This is a genomic window from Acidovorax sp. FJL06 (genome assembly GCF_003852545.1).
Taxonomy (GTDB): Bacteria; Pseudomonadota; Gammaproteobacteria; order Burkholderiales; family Burkholderiaceae_C; genus Acidovorax.
Map to the genome: position 1 here is coordinate 1 of NZ_QAJR01000018.1, position 24,215 is coordinate 24,215.

Sequence of the window (24,215 nt, forward strand, 5' to 3'; positions counted from 1 at the left end):
TTGCATCGGCACCAACACCCAGGGCCACAGCAGCGCGAGTTGCACGGGCTTGAGGAACAGGAAGACTCCCTCGTGGTCGATGGAGAACGAGAAAGGGCCGGTGTTGGCCGAAGGGTTGGAGAGCACGTACCAATCGAGCTTGGCAATGCCCAAATCGAGCTTGACCATGATTCGGGGCCTCTGTGTGGGGTGTGGATGGGGTGTTCTGGGCTGGGGCTGCGGCGGGGCGTTGTGGCCCTGCGTCCAGCTCGCCACGGGTGATGAAAACCGTGCGGGGGTCCTGCCAGGTCAGTAGAAAACCGGCAGCGCGCCAAACGGCCACATAGCCGTCGAAGCACTGAAGCTGGCGGAAGCGCTTGCACCGGCCATCGGGTAGCGTGGCCCTGGCGATCCACCCGCCGCCGTCTGCCTGGTCCACCGCCCTGGCGGACCTGGTTCCCTCCCCCCCCGCATGCACTGGCGTGCAAGCGGGTGCCCCGGTCGGCGCCTTGTGGCGCCACGTCTGGGGAGGGCAGGGGGGCACAGAAGCCCCCTGTTGATCAATGAGGTGGCGCATTGCCGCCGCGCCTCAACCGACCAACGCGTGCAGCACCTCCACCGGCTCAGCGCGGCCCTTGCGGCGCGCCTGAGCCTCTTTGTCGTCGTGCACCGTGGCTCGCTGCACATCGGCCATTGCGGCCTGCAGCAGCTCGCCATGAGTTTTTGCGTCAGCGGCGAGTTTGATCGGGTCGCCATCGGGCACCGCAACGGGGGCACGGCCCAGCAGCTTTGCGAACAGCAGGCCGTTTTCGGCGAGCAGCTTTTGAATGGCGATCTGTTGCGCTTGGGCGGTTGCGTCGATGGAGGTACTGAAAAGAACACCGCGCGAGAGCTTCCGTTCAAGTGCCGCTGTCAGGCTGGTCTCGTTGTCCTCGATGCACTCAAAGATGGCATCGATTTGCTTGTCGCTCAGGCTGGGATCGATGCGGATGTGATGGAGCTTGGATGCGATGGGGCGCGCTGGTTTTCCTTGGTTTTCCGAGGGAGAACCATCAGTTTCGCCAGCGGCGCTGGCCGTTTTACCAACCACGCCTGCGGGGAAAACATCGCCCCGCGCCTTGGCCTTTGCGCCGGGTGCATCGTCATCGTGAAAGTCATAGCCCTCGCCCTCGTAGAACTCGCGCAGGTCATTGAGGAACTGGGCATCGGGCACATAGTTGCCCGATTCGAAGCGCTTGATCTTGTGGGCGGGGAGATTGGACTTCTCGGCGGCCTGTGCTTGGCTTAGGCCGAGAAAGTTACGGGCGGCGCGTGCCTCGTTGGGGGAGAGCGCAAGTGCAGAAAAATCGATGATCATCAGAACTCCTTATGAAAACAGAACAGGCGTAAGTGCCTGATCTGTTTTCAATCATAGGGTGGTTACCAAAACAGGTCAAGCGTTCTGATTTGTTTTCTTTTTACATTTGTCTATGAAGGGCGTGTGGTCGATTCTTCTAAGCTATTTTCCATGCGCTGCCGTGTCGTCGTGACAAGTTTGACGAGTTCTTCCTCTGAAACCTTTATTGCACCGTCTGCAGCAGTCACGCTGTCCAACGCAATCAATGCTTCTTTGGCCGCGCTCATGAGCATCGCTGATGCCCCGGGATTCCGTGCGCGCATGAGCCCTGCCACGATCCGGAGAAGACTCATTACCTCTTCTTCATCCATGAGAGACGCCATCAGTGGCATGCACATGGTGTAGAAAAGACCTGCCAGCTCAGGCCGTGCGCGTACCTTCCGATAGAAGGATGTGAACTCTGAAGGGTTTGCTTCGAATTCGTCGCTGCCAAATAACAGCCGGTTGGGCGATATCTGCAACGCGGCGCAGAGCAGCCGTATTTCACGTGCACCCGGCTTAGTCCGAGCACGCTCGTAGCCGTGAAGTACGGTTTTCGAAATGCCAGTTTGCTTGCTCAAATCCGCAATGGACAGGCCAGCATCCACTCGTGCGCTCTGCAGTTGAAAGGAGATCGAGTCGCTGTCATTCGCCGGGTCGCGTTTGACGCTGTCGTTCTTTTCGGTGGAGGGGTCGGGCGTGTTCACTCTTGCATCTACAAATAGCTGGGGGCTTGAGGATACACGCGGCTTGCCGTGGCACAATCCCGCTCCCCTTTGTAGAGGGCTTTTTCTTGTTGGCCGTTGATCCGCAAGGTTTTTTTGAGAGATTGAAAATCCTTGTGTCGGTGGTTCGATTCCGCCCCAGGCCACCAAACAAAAAGCCCTTGATTTGAAAGAATCAAGGGCTTTTTCAATTTCGCGCGTCGCAACCATGGCGCGGTGGTGGGGGGCCGGTGTCGTCCTCTACCGGGCCGGTGTCGCCTTCGCCGCAGGTGCATCCGGGCGGCTTGCCCTGCTGCACTCCGCGCATTCCTTTCCTGTCTCTCCCGCTTGCTTTCCATGTCCCTTCTGCACGACACCACCCTCGGTATCGACTTTGGTACTTCCAATTCCGCCATGGCCGTGCGCCAGGGGGCGGGCCCTGCGCGGATGATTGCGCTGGAAGGGGTTGCGCACACGCTGCCGACGGCGCTGTTCTTCAACGGTGAAGACCATCGCACGCACTTTGGGCGCGATGCCGTGGGGCAGTACCTGGCGGGGACCGAGGGGCGCCTGATGCGCTCGCTCAAGAGCCTGCTGGGCAGCGCGCTGCTGCAGGACAAGACGGCCGTGCACAACCAGCTGGTGAGCTACCAGGACATCATCAGCCTGTTCCTGCGCATGCTGGCGCAGAAGGCCCGCGAAGAGCTGGGCGGCCTGCCTGCGCGCGTGGTGATGGGGCGGCCCGTGCATTTTGTGGATGGCGATGCTGATCGTGACCAGCAGGCGGAAGACGCGCTGCGGCAGGCCGCGCTGGGGGCGGGGTTTGAGAACGTATCCTTCCAGTTCGAGCCCATTGCGGCCGCGCTGGACTATGAGCAGCGCATCGCGCACGAGTCGCTGGTGCTGGTGGTGGACATTGGCGGGGGCACCTCGGACTTCACCGTGGTGCGTCTGGGGCCCGAGCGCATGGCCCGCGCGGACCGCAGTGCGGACGTGCTGGCCACCACGGGCGTGCACATCGGTGGCACGGACTTCGACCGCCGCCTGAGCCTGGACCTGCTCATGCCCTTGCTGGGTTTTCGCCACGCCGGTCCCACGGGGCGTGAGGTGCCGAGCCGCGTGTTCTTCGACCTCTCGACCTGGCACCTGATCCAGTGGCTGTATGCGCCCCGGGCCTTGCGCGACGCGCAGAACCTGCGCACTGACTATGCCGATGCGCGCCTGCACGGGCGGCTGATGCGCGTGCTCAATGAGCGCCTGGGGCATCGTCTGGCCAACACGGTGGAGCAGGCCAAGATTGCGGCCTCGCAGTCGGACGCCGATGCGCCCATGCCGCTGGACTGGATCGAGCCGGCGCTGGCTGCGGCGGTGACATCGCAGGGGCTGGCGCAGTTCCTTGCACAGCCGCTGGCACAGGTGGTGGCCTGCGCGCAGGACTGCGTGCGCAGCGCAGGGCTGGCGGGGCAGGGCCTGGAGGCGATCTACCTCACCGGGGGCTCATCGGCACTGCGGCCGCTGCGGCAGGCGCTGCAGGCCGCGTTTCCGGACACGCCGCAGGTCGAGGGGGACTTGTTCGGTGGCGTGGCGGCGGGCCTGGCCGTATCGGGTTGATTGTTTGCTATGAAGTATGTAGCTGTTTGCGCTTGACCGGTGGGCGTTGGCGGCCGTTTTCTTCAATTCATGATGGTGAGCGGGTCAGTCAGTCAGTCAGTCAGTCAGCCGCCGCGCCACCACTGTCGCCGTTGCCATCGCCATCGCGCTTCCACGCCAGGGCGGTGTCATACAGCACATTGCGCGACGCGCCGGTGATGTCGGCCGCCAGGCGCACGGCGCTTTTCAGGGGCAGTTCGGCCAGCAGCAGGCGCAGCACCCGCAGGCTATCGCCGTCGTTGCCCACCACGGGCACGGGGTGCAGCAGCACCACGAATTCGCCGCGCGAGCGCTGGGGCGAACCGCCGAGCCAGGCGGTCAGGGCCTGGGCGGGCTGGGTGGTGATTTCTTCAAACTGCTTGGTCAGCTCGCGTGCCAGGGTCACGGGCCGCGTGCCCAGCACGGCCAGGGCCTGAGCCAGTTCGCCGATGCGGTGGGGGGCTTCCAGCAGCACCACGCAGCGCGGCTCGCTGGCCAGCTGCTGCTGGATCACCGTGGCGCGCTCTGCGTTCTTCACGGGCAGAAAACCGGCAAATACAAAACCACCATGCTCGGCGCTGTGGACCACGGCACCGGCCGCACTGAGGGCCGTGGTGATGCTGCTGGCACCGGGCAGGGGCATGGCGCGCAGGCCTGCGGCGTGCACGGCCGCCACCAGGCGGGCGCCGGGGTCGCTCACACCGGGGGTGCCGGCATCGCTCACATACACCACGCGCTGGCCTTGCTGCAGCCGCTGCACCACGGCCTGCGCGGCCTCGGCCTCGTTGTGCTGGTGCACGGCCAAAAGCTGGGCTGCGCCCTTGTCGATGCCATAGGCGCGCAGCAGGGCCTGGGTGTGGCGCGTGTCCTCACAGGCCACGGTGTCGGCCAGCTGCAGCACGTGCAGTGCGCGCAGCGTGATGTCGGCCAGGTTGCCGATGGGCGTGGCCACGATGTACAGGGCGCCCTCTGGATAATGCTGCGCAGCCGCTGCATCGTGTGCGGCGCCCAGGGCTGAAGCGAAAGAGGCGCTCAATGAAATTCCTTGAAAAGAGAAAGCCGGAAGGCGCACCGGGAGTGGCGGCCAAGACCACCACCACCACCACCGCGACAGCGGCAACGACGCGCGAACGTGGCAATGCTGCCGAGGACCGGGCCCTGGCCCATCTGCAGGCGGCGGGCCTGCAACTGGTGGTGCGCAATTATCGGACGCCTGGGCGCGGCGGTGGCGAGATTGACCTGGTGATGCGCGAGCGGGACGGCACGCTGGTGTTTGTGGAAGTGCGCAGCCGAGCCGGCAGTGCATTCGGAGGCGCGGGGGCGAGCATCAGTGCCACCAAGCAGCAGCGCATCATTTTTGCGGCCCGGCACTACCTGCTGCGCCTGCCGTCCCCGCCGCCCTGCCGCTTCGATGTGGTGCTGGTCGAGGCCTCGCTGCAATGGCTCAAGGCGGCCTTCGATGCGCAGTAGCCGCCGCGTTCCGTGTGGGCCATTTGGGCGGCAGCGTAAAGCCAGTGACTACGGTTTGCTACAAAAGCTGTAACACGCGGCGGGTATCATCGGGCCCTCATGCTTGAGCAACGCATCCAACAGCATTTCATCGACAGCGCCGACCTGAAGTACCAGGCCGCGCAAGCCCTCAGCCACCCCATCGCTGCCGCCGTGCAGGCCGTGCTGGCCTGCGTGACCAGCGGCGGCAAGGTGCTGGCCTGCGGCAACGGCCCCTCAGCCGCCGAGGCCCAGCAGTTTGCCGCCTTCTGTGTGGCCGGTTTTGAGCGCGAGCGGCCCGAGCTGGCCGCACTCGCACTGACCGCCGACAGCACCTTGTTGACGGCCGCCGCAGCGGCCAGCCAGGATGCGACCCAGCAGTTTGCCCGCCAGGTGCGGGCGCTGGGCCAGGCGGGCGATGTGCTGCTGGCCTTGTCGGTCACCGGCAATGACGCCAACCTGCTGGCCGCTACCGAGGCCGCCCACGAACGCGACATGACCGTGGTGGTGCTGACCGGCCGCACCGGCGGCAAGCTGGCCGCCCTGCTGCGCGAGACCGATGTGCTGATCAGCGTGCCCCACGACCGCGCGGCGCGCGTGCGTGAAGTCCATGCCCTGGCGCTGCACTGCCTGTGCGACGGCGTGGACGCCCAGTTACTTGGTGAACAGGAGATTCCGTGATGAACAACCCAACCCTGAACCGTACCCACCGTGCCGTGTGCACGGTGCTGGCCGCTGCGGCGCTGGCCGCTGGCCTGTCGGCCTGCGCCCCGCTGATCGTGGGAGGCGCTGTGGTGGGCGGCGTGATGGCCGTGGACCGCCGCACCACCGGCACCCAGATCGAAGACGAGGGCATCGAGCTGCGTGCGGTCAACCGCATCCGCGAAACCCTGGGCGACCGCGCCCATGTCAACGTGACCAGCTACAACCGCCAGGCGCTGCTGACCGGTGAAGTGCCCAATGCGCAAGACCGCCAGGCCGCCGAGCAGATCGTTTCGCAGGTCGAGAACGTGCGCTCGGTCGTCAACGACCTGGCCGTGATGCCCAGCAGCACGCTGGGCCAGCGTTCTACCGACACCTTCATCACCGGCAAGGTGCGCGCCAGCCTGGTGGACGCCCAGGACATCTCGGCCAACTCCTTCAAGGTGGTGACCGAGCGCAACACCGTCTACCTGATGGGCCGCGTGTCGCAGCGCGAAGCCAACCGCGCCACCGACGTGGCCCGGGGTGTGAGCGATGTGCGCAAGGTGGTGCGTGTGTTCGAGATCGTCTCGGAAGAAGAGCTGCGCCGCATCGCGCCCCAGCCCGCGCCGGTGACGACGGACACCCCGCCCGCTGGAGGCTGAGGGCGACAGCCTCTGACCTCTGATGCCAGGGGCCAAGTCCCGAGCCGCGTTGCGTGGCCCGGGACTTTTTTCTTGGGGCTCTGCGCGACGCGCCTCAGGGGGGCTTCCTACTTCAGCCGTTTGATCAGGCTCGACGTGTCCCAGCGGTTGCCGCCCATGTGCTGCACATCGGCATAGAACTGGTCCACCAGCGCCGTCACCGGCACGCGCGAGCCGTTGCGCTTGGCTTCGTCGAGCACCAGGCCCAGGTCCTTGCGCATCCAGTCCACGGCAAAACCAAAGTCGAATTGGCCGTCCACCATGGTCTTGCCCCGGTTGTCCATCTGCCAGCTTTGCGCGGCGCCCTTGCCGATCACCTCCAACACCTGCTTCATGTCCAGCCCGGCGTTCTGACCAAAGGCCACGGCCTCGGACAGGCCCTGCACCAGGCCCGCGATGCAGATCTGGTTGACCATCTTGGCCAACTGGCCCGAGCCGCTCTCGCCCAGCAGCGTGAAGGCGCGCGAAAATGCCATGGCCACGGGCTGGGCGGTGCCGAAGGCGGCGGCATCACCGCCACACATCACCGTGAGCAGGCCGTTCTGCGCGCCGGCCTGGCCGCCGGACACGGGGGCATCCACAAACTGCAGGCCCAGCGCCTTGGCGGCGGCATACAGCTCGCGCGCTACCTCGGCCGACGCCGTGGTGTGGTCCACAAAAATGGCGTCGGGCTGCATGCCCGCAAAAGCGCCATCGGCCCCCAGCGTGACGGAGCGCAGGTCGTTGTCGTTGCCCACGCAGCAGAACACGATGTCGGCACCGGCCACCGCCTCGCGTGGCGTGGCCGCATGCTTTGGCGCCTTGGCGCTTGCGTATTCTGCGCACCACGCTACTGATTTTGTAGCTGTGCGGTTGTACACGGTGACCTCATGCCCCGCCAGCGCGAGGTGGCCGGCCATGGGGTAGCCCATCACCCCGAGGCCCAGGAAGGCGACCTTGCGGGAAGGGGTGGCGTCGTAGTTGCGGGGGTTGGTGCTTGGCATGGCGGTAGGGGGTTAACGGGTTCGTGGAAATGAAAACCCGCCCAAGAGGGCGGGCGAAAAGGGGGGAACAGGGGCGACGGGGCTTGAAAACAGGGACGGGCCCCGGTCAAACAATCGCAAAGTGCTCGGTGCCCTGGGCCAGGTCGGGCGACTTGGCGCGCTGGCTGTTGAGCTTGATCTGCAGGCGCAGGTCGTTGAGCGAGTCGGCGTTGCGCAGCGCATCTTCGTAGCTGATCACATTGGCCTCGTACAGGTCGAACAGCGCCTGGTCGAAGGTCTGCATGCCCAGGTTGCGGCTCTTCTTCATGATCTCCTTGATCTCGGAGACCTCGCCCTTGAAGATCAGGTCGGAGATCAGCGGCGTGTTGAGCATGATCTCCACCGCCGCCGCGCGGCCCTTGCCGTCCTGCTTGGGGATGAGGCGCTGCGACACCATGGCGCGCAGGTTGAGCGACAGGTCCATCAGCAGCTGGGCGCGGCGCTCTTCTGGGAAGAAGTTGATGATCCGGTCCAGCGCCTGGTTGGCGCTGTTGGCGTGCAGCGTGGCCAGGCACAGGTGGCCGGTTTCGGCAAACGCCACGGCGTGTTCCATGGTTTCGCGGTCGCGGATTTCACCCATCAGGATCACGTCGGGCGCCTGGCGCAGCGTGTTCTTCAAGGCCGCTTCCCAGCTGTCGGTGTCCAGGCCCACTTCGCGCTGCGTGACCACGCAGTTCTTGTGCGGGTGCACGAATTCCACCGGGTCTTCCACCGTGATGATGTGGCCGAAGGAGTTCTCGTTGCGCCAGTCCACCATGGCGGCCAGCGTGGTCGACTTGCCCGAGCCCGTGGCACCCACCAGGATGCACAGGCCGCGCTTGGTCATCGTCACTTCCTTGAGCACCTGGGGCACGCCCAGGCCATCGATGGTGGGCAGCGTGAGCGGAATGGTCCGCAGCACCATACCGACCTTGCCCTGCTGGATGAAGGCGTTGACGCGAAAGCGCCCGATGCCGGCGGGCGAGATGGCGAAGTTGCACTCCTTCGTGCGTTCAAAGTCGGCCACCTGCTTGTCGCTCATGATGGCGCGTGCGAGCGTGAGCGTGTGGGTGGGAGTGAGCGGCTGGGGCGACACCTTGGTCACCTTGCCATCGACCTTGATGGCCGGCGGAAACTCTGCCGTGATGAACAAATCGCTGCCATTGCGACTCACCATCAGCTTGAGCAGGTCATTGATGAATTTACTGGCCTGATCGCGTTCCATCAGAATTTCTCCCGGGGGTGGTCGTCGTCTGTCGGACGGTCATGGGTCTTGGTCTTGTACTGCTGCATCACTTCTGGTTGTCGCTCAGGCGTGCGCTCACCACGCGCAGGCGCAGGGACAGCTTGCGCGCCAGCAGTGCAATCAGGCTGGCGGCGAGCTGCGGGTCTTTGGTCATCATGTCGTCCATGCCCTCAGCCGAGAGCACGGCGATCTCGCAGTCAGTGAGCGTGGTGCAGGCCGAAAAGCGGATGCCGCTGTCCAGCAGCGACATCTCGCCCAGGATGTCCCCGGGCCGGGTCTCGGCCAGGCGCAACTGCTCGCCCCAGGGCTGCACGCGGTCCACGGCAATGGTACCCGTGAGCAGCACCACCATGAAGTTGCCGTACTCGTCCTGGCGGATCACGTCGCGGTTGGACGGGATGGCGGCAAATTCAAAAAAGCGCTCCATGCGCTCCACGGCGTCCTTGTCCAGGTGCGCCATGTACTTGTCCTTGGCCCACAGGCCCTGCAGCAGCTTGCCGCCCCGGCTGGTGGGCAGGCGCTTGGCACCCACCTCGACGGCGCGGGCCTCCCAGGGCACCAACATGGATTCGTCCACGCCCTGGCCCGCGAACGCGGTGGAGAACAGCACGGAATCCGTGTGGTCTTCCCCCGCCTTGCCACTGCGGGTTTTCATTTTCAGAAGGCTCAGAATGCCTTTCATATTGCGCTCCAGGTTGCGGCGCCCACGGGGGCCGCCAGGTCATGGGGTGTGCCGTGTCAGCCCGGGAAGTTCTCGGGGATCTTGGCCTTGGCGCGGGCCTCGGCCGGGCTGATGATGTTGCGCCGCACGAGGTCGGTGAGGTTTTGGTCCAGCGTCTGCATGCCCACACTGTTGCTGGTCTGGATGGTGGAGTACATCTGCGCCACCTTGGCCTCGCGGATCAGGTTGCGGATGGCGCTGGTGCCCAGCATGATCTCGTGCGCAGCCACGCGGCCCGAGCCGTCCTTGGTCTTGCACAGCGTCTGCGAAATCACGGCCTGCAGCGATTCGGAGAGCATGGCGCGGACCATTTCCTTTTCTTCGGCGGGGAACACGTCGATGATCCGGTCGATGGTCTTGGCGGCGCTGGAGGTGTGCAGCGTGCCGAACACCAAGTGGCCCGTTTCAGCGGCCGTCATGGCCAGGCGGATGGTCTCCAGGTCGCGCATTTCGCCCACCAGGATCGCGTCCGGGTCTTCGCGCAGTGCGGATTTGAGCGCGGCCGCGAACGACAGCGTCATCGGGCCGACTTCGCGCTGATTGATCAGGCACTTCTTGGATTCATGCACGAACTCGATCGGGTCCTCCACCGTGAGGATGTGGCCGTATTCCGATTCGTTGAGGTAGTTGACCATGGCGGCCAGCGTGGTGGACTTGCCCGAGCCCGTGGGGCCCGTCACCAGCACCAGGCCACGTGGCTTCAGGGCCAGGTCGCCGAAGATCTTGGGCGCGTTGAGCTGTTCCAGCGTGAGGATCTTGCTCGGAATCGTGCGGAACACGGCAGCCGCGCCCCGGTTCTGGTTGAAAGCGTTGACGCGGAAACGCGCCAGGCCTTCGATCTCGAACGAGAAGTCGACCTCCAGGAACTCTTCGTAGGTCTTGCGCTGCGAGTCGCTCATGATGTCGTACACCATGGCGTGCACCGTCTTGTGGTCGAGGGCATCGACGTTGATGCGCCGCACGTCGCCATGGACCCGGATCATGGGCGGCAGACCGGCGGAAAGGTGCAGGTCGGAGGCCTTGTTCTTGACGCTGAACGCGAGCAATTGGGTAATGTCCACGGAGTCCCTCTATCGTTTGGTACGCTTGCCAAACATTATGACCACGATTGCTAACAACCTCCAACAGGTTCTGGGCAGGATGGCGCAGGCGTGCCAGGCCGCTGGACGCGCCCCCGCCAGCGTCGGCCTGCTGGCCGTTTCCAAGACTTTTGGTGCCGATGCCGTGCTGGAGGCCGTGGCCGCCGGCCAGCGCGCCTTTGGTGAAAACTACATCCAGGAAGGCGTGGACAAGATCGCAGCAGTGCGGACTGCCTTGCCCGATGTGGCGCTGCAGTGGCACTGCATCGGTCCCATCCAGAGCAACAAGACCCGCCCCGTGGCCGAGCACTTCGACTGGGTGCACACGGTGGACCGCCTCAAGATCGCCGAACGCCTGTCGGCCCAGCGCCCCGAGCACCTGCCGCCGCTGCACATATGTATCCAGGTCAACATCGACGGCGGCCCCACCAAGTCGGGCGTGGCGCCCGCCGATGCGCTGGCGCTGGCGCGGGCTGTCGCAAAACTGCCACGGCTGGTGGCGCGGGGGCTCATGGCCATCCCCGACCATGCTCCTGAATTTGAAGCGCAGCTGGCAATCCACATAAGCGCCAGAGGGCTTTTTGACCAAATTGCTGCGTTGAAGGAGCCAGGCCTGGCGCAGTTCGACACCTTGTCCTTGGGCATGACGGCCGACCTGGAAGCCGCCATCCAGGCGGGCAGCACGCTGGTGCGTGTGGGCACCGGCATCTTTGGCGGTCGGACCTACCCCACCGCCTGACAGCCTGCGGCGTTTCAGCCCGGCAGTGTGAAGCGTGCCACGCAGTCGAGCGTGGTTTTCACATCGGCTTCGTTGACATCCAGGTGCGCCACCCAGCGCAGCCGGGTGGCGCCGCCATAGAGGCTGCTGGTCACGCGCACGCCGTTCTGCGCCAGCCAGGCCGTGAAGGCCGGGGCCACATCCGCATGCAGATCGGTGAACAGGATGTTGGTCTGCCAGGGCAACACCGTGATGCGGCCCTGCAGCACGGGGTGGCTGCGGTTGGCTTCGCCCAGGCCCTGCGCCAGGCGGTCCAGGTTCGCATGGTCATCGGCCAGGCGGCGCACATGGTGGTCCAGCGCATGGTGGCCCGCAGCGGCCAGCACCCCAGCCTGGCGCATGCCGCCGCCCAGGATCTTGCGGGTGCGGCGGGCCTGCCGGATGAAGTCGCGCGAGCCCAGCACCAGCGAGCCCACAGGTGCGCCCAGGCCCTTGCTCAGGCACAGCGATGCGGAGTCGAAATGGCGGCAGAGCGCACGCGCCTCGTCGTACACATCGGTGCCGTGGCGCGCGGCATTGGCCGTGGCGGCGTTGAACATGCGCGCGCCGTCCAGGTGCATCGCCAGTCCCCGGCTGCGCGCCAGCTGGGCCACCTCGGTGATGTAGGCGGGCGGCAGCACCTGGCCGCCGGTCGTGTTCTCCAGCACCACGAGCCGGGTGCGCGCAAAGTGCGGGTCATCCGGCTTGATGGCGGCGGCAATGTCGGCCACGCGCAGCGTGCCGTCAGGCTGGGTCTCGATGGGTTGCGGCTGGATGGAGCCCAGCACCGCCATGCCCCCCGCCTCCCAGCGGTAGGTGTGCCAGCTCTGGCCCACGATGGCCTCGTCGCCGCGCTGGCAGTGGCCCCACAGCGCAATCAGGTTGGTCTGCGTGCCCGAGGGGGCGAACAACGCCGCCTCAAAACCGAGCAACTCGGCCGCATGCTCCTGCAGCGCGTTCACCGAAGGGTCGTCGGCAAACACATCATCGCCCAGCGGGGCCTTGAACATGGCCTCGCGCATGGCGGGCGTGGGCTGGGTGACGGTGTCGCTGCGAAAGTCAGGCATGGGCGCGGTCCTTGTGGGTCGGGTCAATGAAGGCAATGACCGGCGATGTTAGCGATGGCTGGTGACGGCCGCCGCTGCAGGGGATAGGCGCACCCGGTGGCTTTGTCGTTAGGGCCTCGTCATCTTGCAGTCGGTGCCTTGCGCCAGCTCGTTGCCGGTGTAGGCCGCATCGGTGCGAAAGCCATAGTTCGTGCCTTCCCAGCCCACCTTCACGGCCTTGCCGTCCACCGGCGCGATGGTGTTGACCACCTGGGGCAGCAGCAGCTGGTGGTCTTCGCCGCGCATGCGCACGGGGCCCACCACCGAGTCGAGCGTGAGGTCTTCCAGCGCACGGGCCACCTTCACCGGGTCGGTGGACTGGGCCTTGTTGATGGCCGCCGCCAGAAAGCGCGGCGTCATCTCGATGCGCGGCGCAAGGAAGTCCTTGCCCGTCTTGGCCTGGTAGGTCTTGGCCAGTGCATCCACCTTGGGGGTGTCGGCTTGGCCGGGGTGCCATTCGGCCACCCAGGTCAGCTGGCCCTGCTTGGCCTGCGACACGGCCAGCACCGTGCCCGGGATGGAGCCCGCGCTGTGGTTGAAGTAGCGCAGGTTGTAGCCCGCGTCGCCCGCAGCCTTGAGCAGCAGCGTCATGTCCTGTCCCCAGTTGCCGCTGATGACCGAATCGGCCTCGCTGCTCTTGACCTTGGCGAGATAGGGCGCGAAGTCCTTCACGCGGCCGATGGGGTGCAGCGCCTCGCCCACAAACTGGATGTCGGGCCGCGCCAGGCCCACCATCTCGCGGCCATAGTGCGCCCACTGCTTGCCGTGGGCGTAGTCCTGGTTCAGCAGGTACACCTTCTTGATGTCCGGCTGCTTCTTGATGTAGTTGGCAATCGCCTTCATCTTCATGGCCGTGTTGGCCTCGAACTGGAAGTGCCAGAAGTTGCAGGCCTTGCCCGTGAGCTCAGGGTCGATGGAGGAGTGGTTGAGCACCAGGATCTCTTTGCCCGGGTTGCGCTGGTTGTGGCGTGCCGCCGCCTGCACCAGTGCGGTGACCACCGACGAGCCCGAGCCGCCCGTCACGATGGCCTTGGCCCCCTGGTCGATGGCGGCCTGCAGCGCGCTCTGGCTCTCCTGCGCCGAGAGTTTGCTGTCGAACTGCAGCAGCTGCAGCTTGGTGCCCTTGAGCACGCCGCCCTTGGCGTTGATGTCCTCGATGGCGTACTGCGTGTGCGTGAGCATCAGCTCACCCACGTTGGCAAACGGGCCCGAGAGCGGGTCGATGTAGGCGACCTTGAAGGTCTTCTGCGCGCTGGCGGTCGTGCCGATCAGCAGGGCCGCCGCTGCGGCCAGCGGGGTAAGGAATGCGGTCTTTTTCATGGTGCTCTTGTCTCCTGTGGTGATGGGGCTTGTCCTGTGTTCCGCCGCGCGCCGTTGCGTGTCGTGCAGCGCGCTATGCCGCGCTCCGCTTGCGGGTGCGCCGCAGCCCGAGCACGCGCCAGGCCAGTTGTGCCAGCTCCCGCGCCACCGCGTCCTGCGACAGGCGGCCATCCGGGCGGTACCAGTTGTAGAGAAAGCCGGGCAGGCTGCAGGCGGCCAGCGCGGTGATCTTGGTGTCGTTGAATTCGAACATGCCGTCGTTGCGGCCCTGTTCGAGCAGTGCGCACAGCCGGTCGTAGAAGTGGTTGGCCAAGTCCTTTTGCGCTGCCAGGTATTCAGGCCGGTACACCTGCGGTTCGCGGTACGGGAAGAAGGCCGATGGATGGTGCTCCAGCGTGGCGCGGATCAGCCGCTCGATGCCCTCGGTCACCTTTACATGCGCGGACCGGTCGTCGTCTGCCGCAAAGTCCATCGCGGTAAAGCACGCCACGGCAGGCGCCCAGGACAGGGTCTCGAAGATCTCCTGCTTGTTGCGGAAGTAGTAGTACACAAAGGGCTTGGTCACGCCCAGCTGCTGCACGATCTGCTCGATGGTGGTGTTGGCGTAGCCCTGCGCATCGAACAGCGCCTCGGCTGCACGCAGGATGCGTTCGCGCTTCTCGTCCGACCCGGCCGTGGCGGCCTTCTGGCGGCCGCTGGCCTGCACGGGGGGCTGCTGGTTCATCGGTGTCCTTTGCGCGACGTTGAAGTTATACCCATGGGTAGCATTGTTCTACCGAGCGGTATATATTGGCAAGACGCTGGCGGGTGCGGCCACCCAGAGAAAACCCTGAGTGGCCGCCAAGAACCAGCGATTCCAGACACCTCGGAGACAACGCCATGCCTTCTGCCGCACCGCAGCTGCCGCTGCACGAACACCTGCGCCGCCATGCGCGCGAAACGCCCGACCGCATCGCCTACCTCTGGTACGGCCAGCCCATCACCTGGGCGCAGCTTGATGCGGCCAGTGATGCGTTTGCCGCGCGCCTGCAGGCGCTGGGTGTGGCCAAGGGCGAGCCCGTGGCGCTGTTCATGAACAACTGCCCGCAGTACGTGATGGCGCACTACGGCATCCAGAAGATCGGCGCCATCGTCTGCCCGTGTGGCCCGCTGAACAAGGAGCACGAGCTGGAATACCAGCTCACCGACCTGCAGGCGCGCGTGCTCGTCGCGGCCGACGTGCTGCTGCCGGTGGTGGACAAGGTGCGCGCGAAGACGACGCTGCAGACTGTGTTCGTGGTGCGCTACGCCGAGCTGCTGCCCGAGGGCGCACCCAGCATCGACGTGCCCGCCGAGCTGCTGGCCATGCGCGCCGCCATGGCCCCCGTGCCTGCGGGCTGCGAAGACTTCCTGGCCGCCACCCGCACCGGCGCGCGGCCAGCACCTGTGGCGCTGTCGCTGGATGACGTCTCGCTCATGACCTACACCTCGGGCACCACCGGCCTGCCGAAGGGCGCGATGCTGAGCTACGGCAACGCCAGCTTCAAGACCGCCGCCTCCGCCGACTGCAATGGCATGAGCCAGGGCGAGATACTGCTGGCGGTGGCGCCGCTGTACCATATCGCCGGCATGGTGATGGGCGTGAACCTGCCGGTCTACACCGGCGCCACCGCCGTGCTGCTCTACCGCTTCGACCCGCTGGGCGTGGCCCAGGCGCTCGCGCGCCACCGCGTCACCTGGTGGTACAGCATCGCGCCCATGAACGGCGCGCTCATGCAGGTGCCCGGCGCGCGCGACATGGACTGGAGCGCGCTGCGCCGCAACCCGGTCACCAGCTTTGGCATCACCTTCACCGAAGCGCTGGCCCAGCAGTGGCAGCAGTTTGCGCCGAACTGCATTGCGCACGAGGCGGCCTACGGCCTCTCTGAAACCCACACCGTGGACACCGCCATGCCGGTGGACGCCATCTGCTGGGGCACCCAGGGCAAGCCCGTGCCGGGCAACACCTTGCGCATCGTCGACCCCGACACCGGCGCGCCGCTGGCCGCCGGCGAGGTGGGCGAGATCACCATCCACGGCCCCGGCAACTTCCAGGGCTACTGGAACAAGCCCGAGGCCACGGCCAAGACCCTGCGTGACGGCTGGGTCTACACCGGCGACATGGGCAAGATCGATGCGGACGGCTACCTCACCTTCATCGGCCGTTTCAAGGAAATGATCAAGGTCTCGGGCTACAGCGTGTTCCCCGAAGAGGTCGAGACCCTGCTCATCAAACACCCCGCCGTGGCCCAGGCCGCCGTGATCGGCGTGCCTGATGCCGAGAAGGGCGAGGTGGTGCGTGCCTTCATCGTCGTCAAACCGGGCCAGGTGGTGGACGCCGCCGCACTCGTGGCCTGGTGCCGCGACAACATGGCGCCCTACAAGGCCCCGCGCGAGGTGCGCTTTATCGACGCATTGCCCGCCACGGGCGCAGGCAAGGTGCTGCGCCGCCTGCTAAGGGATATTGCCTGATTGGATAAAAAAATTGCCTGATGAGCAACCTACCTAAGGCGCCTTCTCTTCTCCGCCCGAACGGTTGGGGTGGCATCTGAAGGATGTCGTCAATCAGGAGAAAACGGCTGCTGGCGCTTGATGAATAAGCGCTGGCAGCTATACAAAATATAGCGACTGCCCCATGCCTTCTTCTGTTCTGTTCACCAAAGTGCTGGTTGCCAACCGGGGTGAAATTGCACTGCGCACCGTGCGCGCCCTGCACGACCTGGGCATTGCCAGTGTGGCCGTGTATGCCGACGACGACGCCGCCAGCCCCCATGTGCACGCAGCCAGTGCGGCCGTGGCGCTGGGCGCCACCGGCCCTGCGGCGTATCTGGACGGCGCGCGCCTCATTGCCATTGCCCAGGCGCAGGGCTGCGATGCCGTACACCCAGGCTATGGATTCCTGAGCGAGCGGGCAGACTTTGCCCGCGCCTGTGCCGAGGCCGGGCTGCGCTTCATCGGCCCCACGCCCGCGCAGCTCGCGCTGTTCGGCGACAAGGCGCAGGCCCGTGCGCTGGCGCAGCAGCAGGGCGTGCCGCTGATGCCCGGCACGCAGGCGGCGGTGTCTTTGGAGGAGGCGCAGGCTTTCTTTGCACAGCATGCCCATGCGGGCATCGTGATCAAGGCCATCGGCGGCGGCGGTGGGCGCGGCATGCGCGCGGTGGCGGCGGCCGATGATCTGCCTGCTGCCTACGCGCGCTGCCGCAGCGAGGCGCTGGCCGCCTTTGGCGTGGACGGCGTGTACGTGGAGCGCCTGATGGGCAATGCGCGCCACATCGAGGTGCAGGTGCTGGGCGACGGGCGCGAGGTGATCGCGCTGGGCGAGCGCGAGTGCACGCTGCAGCGGCGCTTTCAGAAGGTGGTGGAGATTGCGCCCAGCCCTTCGTTGCCCGCGCCGCTGCGCGAGCGCATCACCACCGCCGCACTGTCCATGGCGCGCGCCGTGGCCTACGAAGGCCTGGGCACCTTCGAGTTCCTGGTGGACCTGGCCTCCACCGACCTGCCCTTCGTGTTCATCGAGTGCAACCCGCGCCTGCAGGTGGAGCACACCATCACTGAAGAAGTCACGGGCGTGGACCTGGTGCAGGCGCAGATTGCGCTGGCCGCGGGCCGCACGCTGCAGGACATCGGCCTGGACCCGGCCGCACCGCCGGCGGTGCAGGGTTTTGCGGTGCAGTGGCGCATCAACGCCGAAACGCTGGATGCGCAGGGCGGCGCCGTGCCGGGCAGCGGCACGCTCACCCGCTTTGACCTGCCCGCTGGTCCCGGCGTGCGCGTGGACACTCACGGCGTGGCCGGCGCCGCGCCCTCGCCGCACTACGACACGCTGCTGGCCAAGCTCATCGTGCACTCGCGCAGCCCGCGTTTCGCCGACGCGCTGCGCCGCTCGCAGCGCGCGCTGGCCGAGTGCCGCATCGACGGGGTGGCCACCAACCTTGCGCTGCTGCAGGCGCTGGCCGCCCGGCCCGAGATGCAAGCCCAGCAGGTGCACACGCGCTGGCTCGAATCGGTGTTGCCGGCACTGCTGGATGCTTCAAAAACAATAGCTGCCAGCGCTTTTCCAGTAAGCGCTGAAGGCCAAAAAGACCCAAATAACCAGCAGCAGGCCGCCCCCGAGGGCGCCGTGCTCGCGCCCATGCCCGCGCGGCTGGTGCAGCTCAGCGTGGCCGAGGGCGACGTGGTCGCCGCCGGTGCCGAGCTGGCCGTGCTCGAAGCCATGAAGATGGAGCATGTGCTGCTGGCCCCGCATGCGGGCCGGGTGGGCGCGCTGCTGGCCGTGGCCGGGGACTACCTCGCGCAAGGGCAGCCGATCCTGGTGCTGCAGGCCGCCGAAGGCGCGGCCGAGGCCGAGGTGCCGGGTAGCGCCGCACAGGACCCCGGCCACATCCGTGCGGACTTGCAGCGTGCGCTCGACCGCCACGCGTTCACGCTCGACGCCGCGCGGCCCGACGCCGTGGCCAAGCGCCACGCGCAAGGCGGACGCACTGCACGCGAGAACATCGCCGATCTGTGCGACGGCGACAGCTTCATCGAATACGGCGCGCTCGCCATCGCCGCGCAGACGCGCCGCCGCAGCCTAGACTACCTGATTGCCAACACACCCGCTGACGGCATGGTCACGGGCATTGGCGGCATCAACGGCGCGCTCTTCGGGCCTGAGCAATCCCGCGCGGTGGTCATGTCGTATGACGCCACCGTGCTCGCGGGCACCCAGGGCGCGCGCAACCATGCCAAGACCGACCGCATGCTGGGCATCGCCCTGGCGCAGAAGCTGCCCGTGGTGCTGTTCGCCGAAGGCGGCGGTGGCCGCCCGGGTGATACCGACATGCCCGTGGTGGCGGGGCTGCATGTGCACACCTTCGCCAGCTACGCCGCGCTGTCGGGCCAGGTGCCGGTGATCGGCATCGCGGCGGGGCGCTGCTTTGCGGGCAATGCGGCGCTGCTGGGTTGCAGCGACGTGATCATCGCCACACGCGGCAGCAACATCGGCATGGGCGGCCCGGCCATGATCGAAGGCGGCGGTCTGGGCGTCTTCAAGCCCGAGCAAATCGGCCCGAGCCGCGTGCAGCATGCCAACGGTGTGATCGACGTACTGGTCGATGACGAGGCCGGGGCGGTGCAGGCCGCGCGTCACTACCTGTCGTTCTTCCAGGGCCGTACATCGCAGTGGTCCGCGCCCGACCCGCGCCTGCTGCGCGCCGTGGTGCCCGAGAACCGCCTGCGCGTGTACGACACCCGCACGGCGATGGCCGGCCTGGTGGACGAGGGCAGCCTGCTGCAGCTGCGCACCGGCTTCGGCGCCGGCATCCACACCGCATTGGCGCGCATCGAAGGCCGCCCCGTGGGCCTGCTGGCCAACAACCCGCAACACCTGGGCGGCGCCATCGATGCCGATGCGGCCGACAAGGGCGCGCGTTTCATGCAGCTGTGCAACGCACACGGCCTGCCCATCGTGAGCCTGGTGGACACGCCCGGCTTCATGGTCGGCCCCGAGGTGGAGGCCACGGCCCAGGTGCGCCACGTGAGCCGCCTGTTCGTCACCGCCGCCAGCCTGCGCGTGCCGACTTTCAGCGTGGTGCTGCGCAAGGGTTACGGCCTGGGCGCCATGGGCATGACGGCCGGGGGCTTTCATGCGCCCGTGTTCACCGTGGCGTGGCCCACGGGCGAGTTCGGTGCCATGGGGCTCGAAGGCGCCGTGCGCCTGGGCTTTCGCAAGGAGCTGGAGGCCCTGCCCGAGGGCGCAGAGCGCGACGCGCTGTTTGCCAAGCTGCTGGCCAAGTCCTACGCCAACGGCGAGGCGCTGCACATGGCGGCCACGTTGGAGATCGACGCGGTGATCGACCCGGCGGACACGCGGGCGTGGCTGGCGCGCGGGCTGGCGTCGGCGCAGGTGGCGCCGCCGGGGCACCGGTTCGTCGATACGTGGTGATAAGCTGGCCCACCGATTTGTTCAACGGAGAGATTGCCCATGCCCGGCCTTTTGCCCGATATCGACCCTGATGGCCTGCTCGAATTTTCGGTGGTCTACACCGACCGCGCGCTCAACCACATGTCCAAGCGCTTCACCGGCGTGGTGCAGGACATTCTGGGCACGCTGAAAGAGGTCTACCACGCCCACACCGCCGTGCTGGTGCCCGGCAGTGGCACCTTCGGCATGGAGGCCGTGGCGCGCCAGTTCGCCAACAAGGAAAAGGTGCTCATCGTGCGAAACGGCTGGTTCAGCTACCGCTGGACGCAGATCTTCGACGCCGACAAGGGCCTGGGCGGCGGCTCGGTCGTGTGCAAGGCGCGCCCGCAGGGCAGCGGCCCGCAGGCGCCCTGGGCGCCATGCCCGGCCGACGAAGTCGCGGCCACCATCCGCGCTGAAAAGCCCAAGGTGGTGTTCGCCCCCCATGTGGAGACAGCCAGCGGCATCATCCTGTCCGACGACTACATCCGCACCGTGACGGCGGCGGCCCACGAGGTGGGCGCGCTGTTTGTGCTGGACTGCGTGGCGTCTGGCGCCATGTGGGTGGACATGCAGGCCACGGGCGTGGACGTGCTGATCTCTGCCCCGCAAAAGGGCTGGAGCGGCTCGCCCTGCTGCGCCATGGTGATGTTGAGCGAACGTGCGCGCCAGGCCATTGATGGCACTACGAGCAGCAGCTTCTCGTGCGACTTGAAGAAGTGGATGCAGATCGCCGAAGGTTACGAAAAAGGCCAGCACGCGTACCACACCACCATGCCCACCGATGCGCTGGTGCGCCTGTCCGAGGTGATGGCCGAGACGCGCGCCTATGGCTTTGCCAAGGTGCGCGATGAGCAGATCGAGTTGGGCGCCAAGGTGCGCGCGCTGCTCGAATCGCGCGGCTTCCCCAGCGTGGCGGCCGAGGGCTTCAAGGCCCCCGGTGTGGTCGTGAGCTACACCACCGACCCTGGCATCCAGAACGGCAAGAAGTTCATGGAAGTGGGCTTGCAGACCGCTGCGGGCGTGCCGCTGCAGTGCGACGAGGGGCCGGACTTCAAAACCTTCCGGATTGGCCTGTTCGGCCTGGAAAAGTGGCACAACGTGGACCGCACCGTGGGCCATTTGTCGAAGGCTCTGGACCAGATTGCGGCGGCTGCCTGACGGCTTGCCGTCGAAGTCGGCGGGCCAGGCCGAATGAACGCCGAAGCTGATAGCCCAATCCTCGCCTTGCGGCGTGCCAAGCGGCAGGCGCTGGGGTTGTTGTTGCTGGTGACGGCCGTGTTCATCGCCACCAGCGTGGTCGAACGCGGCCTGTGGCTCCACGGCGTGAAGGCCATGGCCGAGGCCGCCATGGTGGGCGCGCTGGCCGACTGGTTCGCGGTGGTGGCGCTGTTCCGCCGCCCGCTGGGCCTGCCCATTCCGCACACCGCCGTCATCGCGCGCAACCAGGCGTGCATCGGCCGCAACCTGGCGGTCTTCGTGCGCGACAAGTTCCTGGATGTGCCCTCGCTGGTGGCGCTGATCCGCCGGCACGACCCCGCCGAGCGGCTGGCGCAGTGGCTCACGGCGCCCGGCAACGCCGCGCTGCTGGGGCACCAGGCGACGCGTCTGGCGTCTGCCGCGCTGGAGACGGTGCAGGACGCGCAGGTGGAGCGCTTTATTCAGAAGGCGGCGCGCGCATTGATCGGGCAGGTGGACCTCTCGCGCGCGCTGGCGGCGGTGCTGGACACACTGACCCACAACGGCCGCCACCAGGCGCTGCTGGACGACGTGCTGGCCAAGCTCATCGAGCTGCTGCAGAACGAGCCAACCCGCGCCTGGGTGGCGCAGACCATCGTGGCCTGGCTCAAGAAGGACCACCCGCGCACCGAGAAGTTATTGCCCAGCGACTGGCTGGGCGACAAGGGATCGGCCCTGCTGGCCCGCGCGCTCGAGAGCGTGATGGCCGACGTGGCCGCCAACCCGCAGCACGCCTTGCGCGCGCAGTTCGATGCGGCGGTGCAGCGTTTTATCGAGCGCCTGCGCAGCGACCCCGACTGGGCGCGCAAGGGCGAGGAGATTCGCACCTGGCTGCAGACCGATGCCACGGTGGGTGGCTATGTGCAGGCGCTGTGGCAGGACCTGCGCGGGGCGTTGCAGCGCGATCTGGCCGACGCGGATTCTGTCGTGGCGCGGCAGGTGCGCAACCTGGGTCAGTGGCTGGGCCAGTCGCTCGCGGGCGATGCCGCGCTGCGGCAGTCGCTGAACGACCGGCTGGAGCATTGGGTGCAGGGCCTGGCGCCCGACGTGTCGCAGTTCGTGGCGCAGCACATCGAGGACACGGTGCGGCGGTGGGATACCGAAGCAATGACACAGCTGATCGAGCTGAACATCGGCAAGGATTTGCAGTACATCCGAATCAATGGCACGTTGGTGGGTGGGCTGATAGGGCTGGTGCTGTTTGCGGTGTCGCACGTGGGGGAGATTGGGCGGGCGGTGGTGGGTGGCTGAGTCTGACGAAGTCTGAGTACCACCTCCACCCGTTCGGGCTGAGTTTGTCGAAGCCTTGGCGTGCTGGTTTGGAAAGCATGCTCGTGTTGAGGGCGGAGGCCGGGAGTCGCCCGGCATGCGAGTAACTTTCTTTTGGGTCGCCAAAAGAAAGTCACCAAAGAAAAGGCGACCCCCAGTCTGCGACCCCTGCGCTTCGCTACGGGGCAAACCTGCGGCGGGGCGGTTGCGGGGTGCGCCGTGGAACTCGCTTTGCTGCTGCGCAGCGCCGCTCGGACAACCACGGCGAGTCAGTTCACGAAGCACGCGCGCTCCGACGCGCGTGCCACCCCACAACCGCCCCGCCGCAGGCGCAGCCAGCAGGGGTGGGGAGCCGAACAGCCACTCGGGCCATCGCGTTGCTCGGCCGCGCCCGAGCGGCGTCGGTTAGCGTGCCGCTTGATCAGCCGCCATGTTGGCCGCGTGTTCTTCCTGCAGGTGCTGCGCAATCTGCGCCCACGCCTGCTTGGCCTCGGCGTCCTGCGCCCAGGCGTAGCAACTGGCAATGTGCATGGCCGTCACCGCATGGTGCGGGTCGAGCGCAAAGGCCACCTCGCACTGCTGCGCCGCCTGTCGCCACATGGCCGTCGCATCCTCTGATCCTTCTTTCTGCAGCGCATGGGCTTCTGCCACCCACGCCTGCCCCAGGCGAAACGCAGCAGCATGTTGAGTGGGGTCGGCTTCGTGCGCTCGTTGAAACAACACCCCCGCCTGCCGCCACAACGCGCGTGCTGCTGCAAAGTCTTGCGTGGCTACGGCCTGTGCTTGTGCGGCGAGAGCGTTGGCGGATTGGAGGAGGACGGAGGGAGCGTCGCTGAGCATGGTGCGAAATGGAAGACGATGGAGCTTCGGATTGTCGGAGGTCCTACTGCAGCTACCGGCCAGAGGCCAGCCAGTGACAGTTAGAGAAGGCGGGCGCTCAACGTTGGATTTGACTGGCACGCAACGCCAAGTCGCTAGAACCTATAGACCGAAGAACATCCTACGTTCTTCACTCTTGTGCAGGTCGTGTTTGGCGATGTGATACAGCTTAGGTCCGACAGCGTTAGACCACAGTCGGAAAGGCAGGCCATCGATGCAAATTTCCGCCATTACAGCGGAGAAGTCTTTCTCGTAACAGTCCCGTAGGATCTTCAAGTTAGTTGACGGAAAGCTGTCTTTGAACTCTTTGTTGAAGTCGGGGTAGAAGTATCTGATCAGGGCGGCCTCGTAGAGCGAGATACGTTCTTCCTCCGTCGTATTAAAGAGTTTGTCCAGCCCTTGTCGAATTCTCGTTCCGCTTTCATCCTTGTTCTTCGCTCGAGGATTGATCACGGTTACTAGCTGATTGTTTGGTTCAATCGCCAACAGAAGCAAGGTGATTTGATAGCCGTCTGGCGCTGTCTTCAAGGCAATTTTCTGAAGCGTCTCGTGCTTGAGGAGGCGATCTATGGCATTTCTGGATCCGCCTTGTCCGTAGGCCTGCCCAACATACTTAACCTCGAACTTGACTGCGCCTGTGGCGGCTAGCCTAGTCTGCATGTCCATTTCGTTTGGCCAGAACCTCTTTCCGGAGCTGTCGCCGACGTAGAAGAGATCGCCTTCAGTCCCGAGCGAGGCGCCTTCGGGCAGTACGTACTCGACCACATGATTTTCCGAGAGAACCTTGAACGACAGCAGAAGATTTCGATCCTTCTGTTCGGCCCCGACAAAGTCAATCCTTGGGGTGTAGCCGATCATGTATATGTGGCAGGTGTCAAGGACACTCGCATACTGTGCTAGCGCCTCTTTGTCGTAGAGACCCGCAGCGGGGATTGTGCAAAAACTGAGTGCATACATGCTAAGTGCATGCTCAATGTCAAAGGCGGCGTTCCCAAAAACATCATCTCTCGTCAGTTTTTCAGATTTCTTCACGCTGATTTTCCTTAGATATTTTGGCCACTGACCTCTTCTGAATT

General features: G+C 65.9%; 21 protein-coding genes. 9 read left to right on the top strand and 12 right to left on the bottom strand.

Annotated elements, in window-relative coordinates; genetic code table 11:
* Nucleotides 1–568: 568 nt before the first annotated feature.
* Together DBV10_RS11295 and DBV10_RS11300 are read right to left on the bottom strand one after the other, a co-directional pair.
* On the bottom strand, nt 569–1,336 hold the full coding sequence (locus DBV10_RS11295) for a helix-turn-helix transcriptional regulator (protein ID WP_124513638.1): 768 nt from the start codon (nt 1,334–1,336) through the stop codon (nt 569–571).
* A gap of 110 nt (nt 1,337–1,446) precedes the next feature.
* Nucleotides 1,447–2,289, bottom strand: a complete 843-nt coding sequence (locus DBV10_RS11300; RefSeq protein ID WP_124513640.1) for a helix-turn-helix domain-containing protein — start codon at nt 2,287–2,289, stop codon at nt 1,447–1,449.
* Between the two features lie 126 nt (nt 2,290–2,415).
* On the opposite strand from DBV10_RS11300, the gene DBV10_RS11305 reads away from it, so the two are divergent.
* Entirely contained in the window at nt 2,416–3,669 is a 1,254-nt protein-coding gene (locus tag DBV10_RS11305) for an Hsp70 family protein (protein ID WP_124513642.1), read from the top strand.
* Nucleotides 3,670–3,769: 100 nt separating this feature from the next.
* On the opposite strand, the gene rsmI is transcribed toward DBV10_RS11305, so the two are convergent.
* On the bottom strand, nt 3,770–4,723 hold the full coding sequence (gene rsmI, locus DBV10_RS11310) for a 16S rRNA (cytidine(1402)-2'-O)-methyltransferase (protein WP_124513644.1): 954 nt from the start codon (nt 4,721–4,723) through the stop codon (nt 3,770–3,772).
* Between rsmI and DBV10_RS11315 the strand changes: the two genes are divergently transcribed.
* From DBV10_RS11315 to DBV10_RS11325, 3 genes are all read left to right on the top strand, one after another.
* On the top strand, nt 4,723–5,157 hold the full coding sequence (locus tag DBV10_RS11315; RefSeq protein ID WP_233589894.1) for a YraN family protein: 435 nt from the start codon (nt 4,723–4,725) through the stop codon (nt 5,155–5,157). The two genes, rsmI and DBV10_RS11315, sit on opposite strands and share 1 nt — an antisense overlap.
* Nucleotides 5,158–5,256: 99 nt before the next feature.
* Complete coding sequence (locus tag DBV10_RS11320; protein WP_124513646.1) at nt 5,257–5,856, top strand: SIS domain-containing protein; 600 nt, start codon at nt 5,257–5,259, stop codon at nt 5,854–5,856.
* Complete coding sequence (locus DBV10_RS11325; RefSeq protein ID WP_124513648.1) at nt 5,856–6,521, top strand: BON domain-containing protein; 666 nt, start codon at nt 5,856–5,858, stop codon at nt 6,519–6,521. Before DBV10_RS11320 ends, DBV10_RS11325 begins: the two co-directional genes overlap by 1 nt.
* Before the next feature lie 107 nt (nt 6,522–6,628).
* Here the strand turns inward: DBV10_RS11325 and DBV10_RS11330 are convergent, their stop codons facing one another.
* The 4 genes from DBV10_RS11330 to DBV10_RS11345 form a co-directional block, all read right to left on the bottom strand.
* Complete coding sequence (locus tag DBV10_RS11330; protein ID WP_124513650.1) at nt 6,629–7,543, bottom strand: NAD(P)-dependent oxidoreductase; 915 nt, start codon at nt 7,541–7,543, stop codon at nt 6,629–6,631.
* A 106-nt stretch (nt 7,544–7,649) separates the two neighbouring features.
* Complete coding sequence (locus tag DBV10_RS11335; RefSeq protein ID WP_124513652.1) at nt 7,650–8,786, bottom strand: PilT/PilU family type 4a pilus ATPase; 1,137 nt, start codon at nt 8,784–8,786, stop codon at nt 7,650–7,652.
* A gap of 67 nt (nt 8,787–8,853) precedes the next feature.
* Entirely contained in the window at nt 8,854–9,489 is a 636-nt protein-coding gene (locus DBV10_RS11340) for a cyclic nucleotide-binding domain-containing protein (protein ID WP_124513654.1), read from the bottom strand.
* Nucleotides 9,490–9,545: 56 nt separating this feature from the next.
* The gene (locus DBV10_RS11345) at nt 9,546–10,589 is read right to left on the bottom strand and encodes a type IV pilus twitching motility protein PilT (protein WP_094289314.1); all 1,044 of its coding nucleotides are present in this window, start codon (nt 10,587–10,589) and stop codon (nt 9,546–9,548) included.
* A 37-nt stretch (nt 10,590–10,626) separates the two neighbouring features.
* On the opposite strand from DBV10_RS11345, the gene DBV10_RS11350 reads away from it, so the two are divergent.
* Complete coding sequence (locus DBV10_RS11350) at nt 10,627–11,346, top strand: YggS family pyridoxal phosphate-dependent enzyme (RefSeq protein ID WP_124513656.1); 720 nt, start codon at nt 10,627–10,629, stop codon at nt 11,344–11,346.
* Nucleotides 11,347–11,360: 14 nt separating this feature from the next.
* Here the strand turns inward: DBV10_RS11350 and ltaE are convergent, their stop codons facing one another.
* The 3 genes from ltaE to DBV10_RS11365 all read right to left on the bottom strand — a co-directional run bounded on the left by ltaE (nt 11,361) and on the right by DBV10_RS11365 (nt 14,514).
* Nucleotides 11,361–12,431, bottom strand: coding sequence for a low-specificity L-threonine aldolase (gene ltaE, locus DBV10_RS11355; protein ID WP_124513658.1), 1,071 nt, complete (start codon nt 12,429–12,431; stop codon nt 11,361–11,363).
* A 108-nt stretch (nt 12,432–12,539) separates the two neighbouring features.
* Nucleotides 12,540–13,790 carry a branched-chain amino acid ABC transporter substrate-binding protein gene (locus tag DBV10_RS11360; RefSeq protein WP_124513660.1) on the bottom strand — a complete coding sequence of 417 codons (1,251 nt, stop codon included), beginning with the start codon at nt 13,788–13,790 and terminating at the stop codon, nt 12,540–12,542.
* A 73-nt stretch (nt 13,791–13,863) separates the two neighbouring features.
* Complete coding sequence (locus DBV10_RS11365) at nt 13,864–14,514, bottom strand: TetR/AcrR family transcriptional regulator (RefSeq protein WP_124513662.1); 651 nt, start codon at nt 14,512–14,514, stop codon at nt 13,864–13,866.
* Between the two features lie 155 nt (nt 14,515–14,669).
* Between DBV10_RS11365 and DBV10_RS11370 the strand changes: the two genes are divergently transcribed.
* The 4 genes from DBV10_RS11370 to DBV10_RS11385 all read left to right on the top strand — a co-directional run bounded on the left by DBV10_RS11370 (nt 14,670) and on the right by DBV10_RS11385 (nt 22,242).
* A complete protein-coding gene (locus tag DBV10_RS11370) occupies nt 14,670–16,280 on the top strand; it encodes an AMP-binding protein (RefSeq protein ID WP_124513664.1) in 1,611 nt (536 codons plus the stop codon).
* A 178-nt stretch (nt 16,281–16,458) separates the two neighbouring features.
* The gene (locus DBV10_RS11375; protein ID WP_124513880.1) at nt 16,459–19,734 is read left to right on the top strand and encodes a carboxyl transferase domain-containing protein; all 3,276 of its coding nucleotides are present in this window, start codon (nt 16,459–16,461) and stop codon (nt 19,732–19,734) included.
* A 39-nt stretch (nt 19,735–19,773) separates the two neighbouring features.
* Nucleotides 19,774–20,913 carry an aminotransferase class V-fold PLP-dependent enzyme gene (locus tag DBV10_RS11380; RefSeq protein ID WP_124513666.1) on the top strand — a complete coding sequence of 380 codons (1,140 nt, stop codon included), beginning with the start codon at nt 19,774–19,776 and terminating at the stop codon, nt 20,911–20,913.
* Nucleotides 20,914–20,946: 33 nt separating this feature from the next.
* A complete protein-coding gene (locus tag DBV10_RS11385) occupies nt 20,947–22,242 on the top strand; it encodes a DUF445 domain-containing protein (protein WP_124513668.1) in 1,296 nt (431 codons plus the stop codon).
* Nucleotides 22,243–22,665: 423 nt separating this feature from the next.
* Here the strand turns inward: DBV10_RS11385 and DBV10_RS23090 are convergent, their stop codons facing one another.
* Together DBV10_RS23090 and DBV10_RS11395 are read right to left on the bottom strand one after the other, a co-directional pair.
* Nucleotides 22,666–22,860 (bottom strand): hypothetical protein, encoded by a 195-nt coding sequence (locus DBV10_RS23090; RefSeq protein WP_233589895.1) that lies wholly within the window; start codon nt 22,858–22,860, stop codon nt 22,666–22,668.
* A 381-nt stretch (nt 22,861–23,241) separates the two neighbouring features.
* Entirely contained in the window at nt 23,242–24,171 is a 930-nt protein-coding gene (locus DBV10_RS11395) for a hypothetical protein (RefSeq protein WP_124513672.1), read from the bottom strand.
* Nucleotides 24,172–24,215: the final 44 nt, after the last annotated feature.

Coding starts and splice junctions, on each gene's coding strand:
- DBV10_RS11295 (WP_124513638.1), bottom strand. CDS start 1,336: ATGATCATCGATTTTTCTGCACTTGCGCTCTCCCCCAACGAGGCACGC.
- DBV10_RS11300 (WP_124513640.1), bottom strand. CDS start 2,289: ATGGTTGCGACGCGCGAAATTGAAAAAGCCCTTGATTCTTTCAAATCA.
- DBV10_RS11305 (WP_124513642.1), top strand. CDS start 2,416: ATGTCCCTTCTGCACGACACCACCCTCGGTATCGACTTTGGTACTTCC.
- DBV10_RS11315 (WP_233589894.1), top strand. CDS start 4,723: ATGAAATTCCTTGAAAAGAGAAAGCCGGAAGGCGCACCGGGAGTGGCG.
- DBV10_RS11320 (WP_124513646.1), top strand. CDS start 5,257: ATGCTTGAGCAACGCATCCAACAGCATTTCATCGACAGCGCCGACCTG.
- DBV10_RS11325 (WP_124513648.1), top strand. CDS start 5,856: ATGAACAACCCAACCCTGAACCGTACCCACCGTGCCGTGTGCACGGTG.
- DBV10_RS11330 (WP_124513650.1), bottom strand. CDS start 7,543: ATGCCAAGCACCAACCCCCGCAACTACGACGCCACCCCTTCCCGCAAG.
- DBV10_RS11335 (WP_124513652.1), bottom strand. CDS start 8,786: ATGGAACGCGATCAGGCCAGTAAATTCATCAATGACCTGCTCAAGCTG.
- DBV10_RS11340 (WP_124513654.1), bottom strand. CDS start 9,489: ATGAAAGGCATTCTGAGCCTTCTGAAAATGAAAACCCGCAGTGGCAAG.
- DBV10_RS11350 (WP_124513656.1), top strand. CDS start 10,627: ATGACCACGATTGCTAACAACCTCCAACAGGTTCTGGGCAGGATGGCG.
- ltaE (WP_124513658.1), bottom strand. CDS start 12,431: ATGCCTGACTTTCGCAGCGACACCGTCACCCAGCCCACGCCCGCCATG.
- DBV10_RS11360 (WP_124513660.1), bottom strand. CDS start 13,790: ATGAAAAAGACCGCATTCCTTACCCCGCTGGCCGCAGCGGCGGCCCTG.
- DBV10_RS11365 (WP_124513662.1), bottom strand. CDS start 14,514: ATGAACCAGCAGCCCCCCGTGCAGGCCAGCGGCCGCCAGAAGGCCGCC.
- DBV10_RS11370 (WP_124513664.1), top strand. CDS start 14,670: ATGCCTTCTGCCGCACCGCAGCTGCCGCTGCACGAACACCTGCGCCGC.
- DBV10_RS11380 (WP_124513666.1), top strand. CDS start 19,774: ATGCCCGGCCTTTTGCCCGATATCGACCCTGATGGCCTGCTCGAATTT.
- DBV10_RS11385 (WP_124513668.1), top strand. CDS start 20,947: ATGAACGCCGAAGCTGATAGCCCAATCCTCGCCTTGCGGCGTGCCAAG.
- DBV10_RS23090 (WP_233589895.1), bottom strand. CDS start 22,860: ATGTGGCGACAGGCGGCGCAGCAGTGCGAGGTGGCCTTTGCGCTCGAC.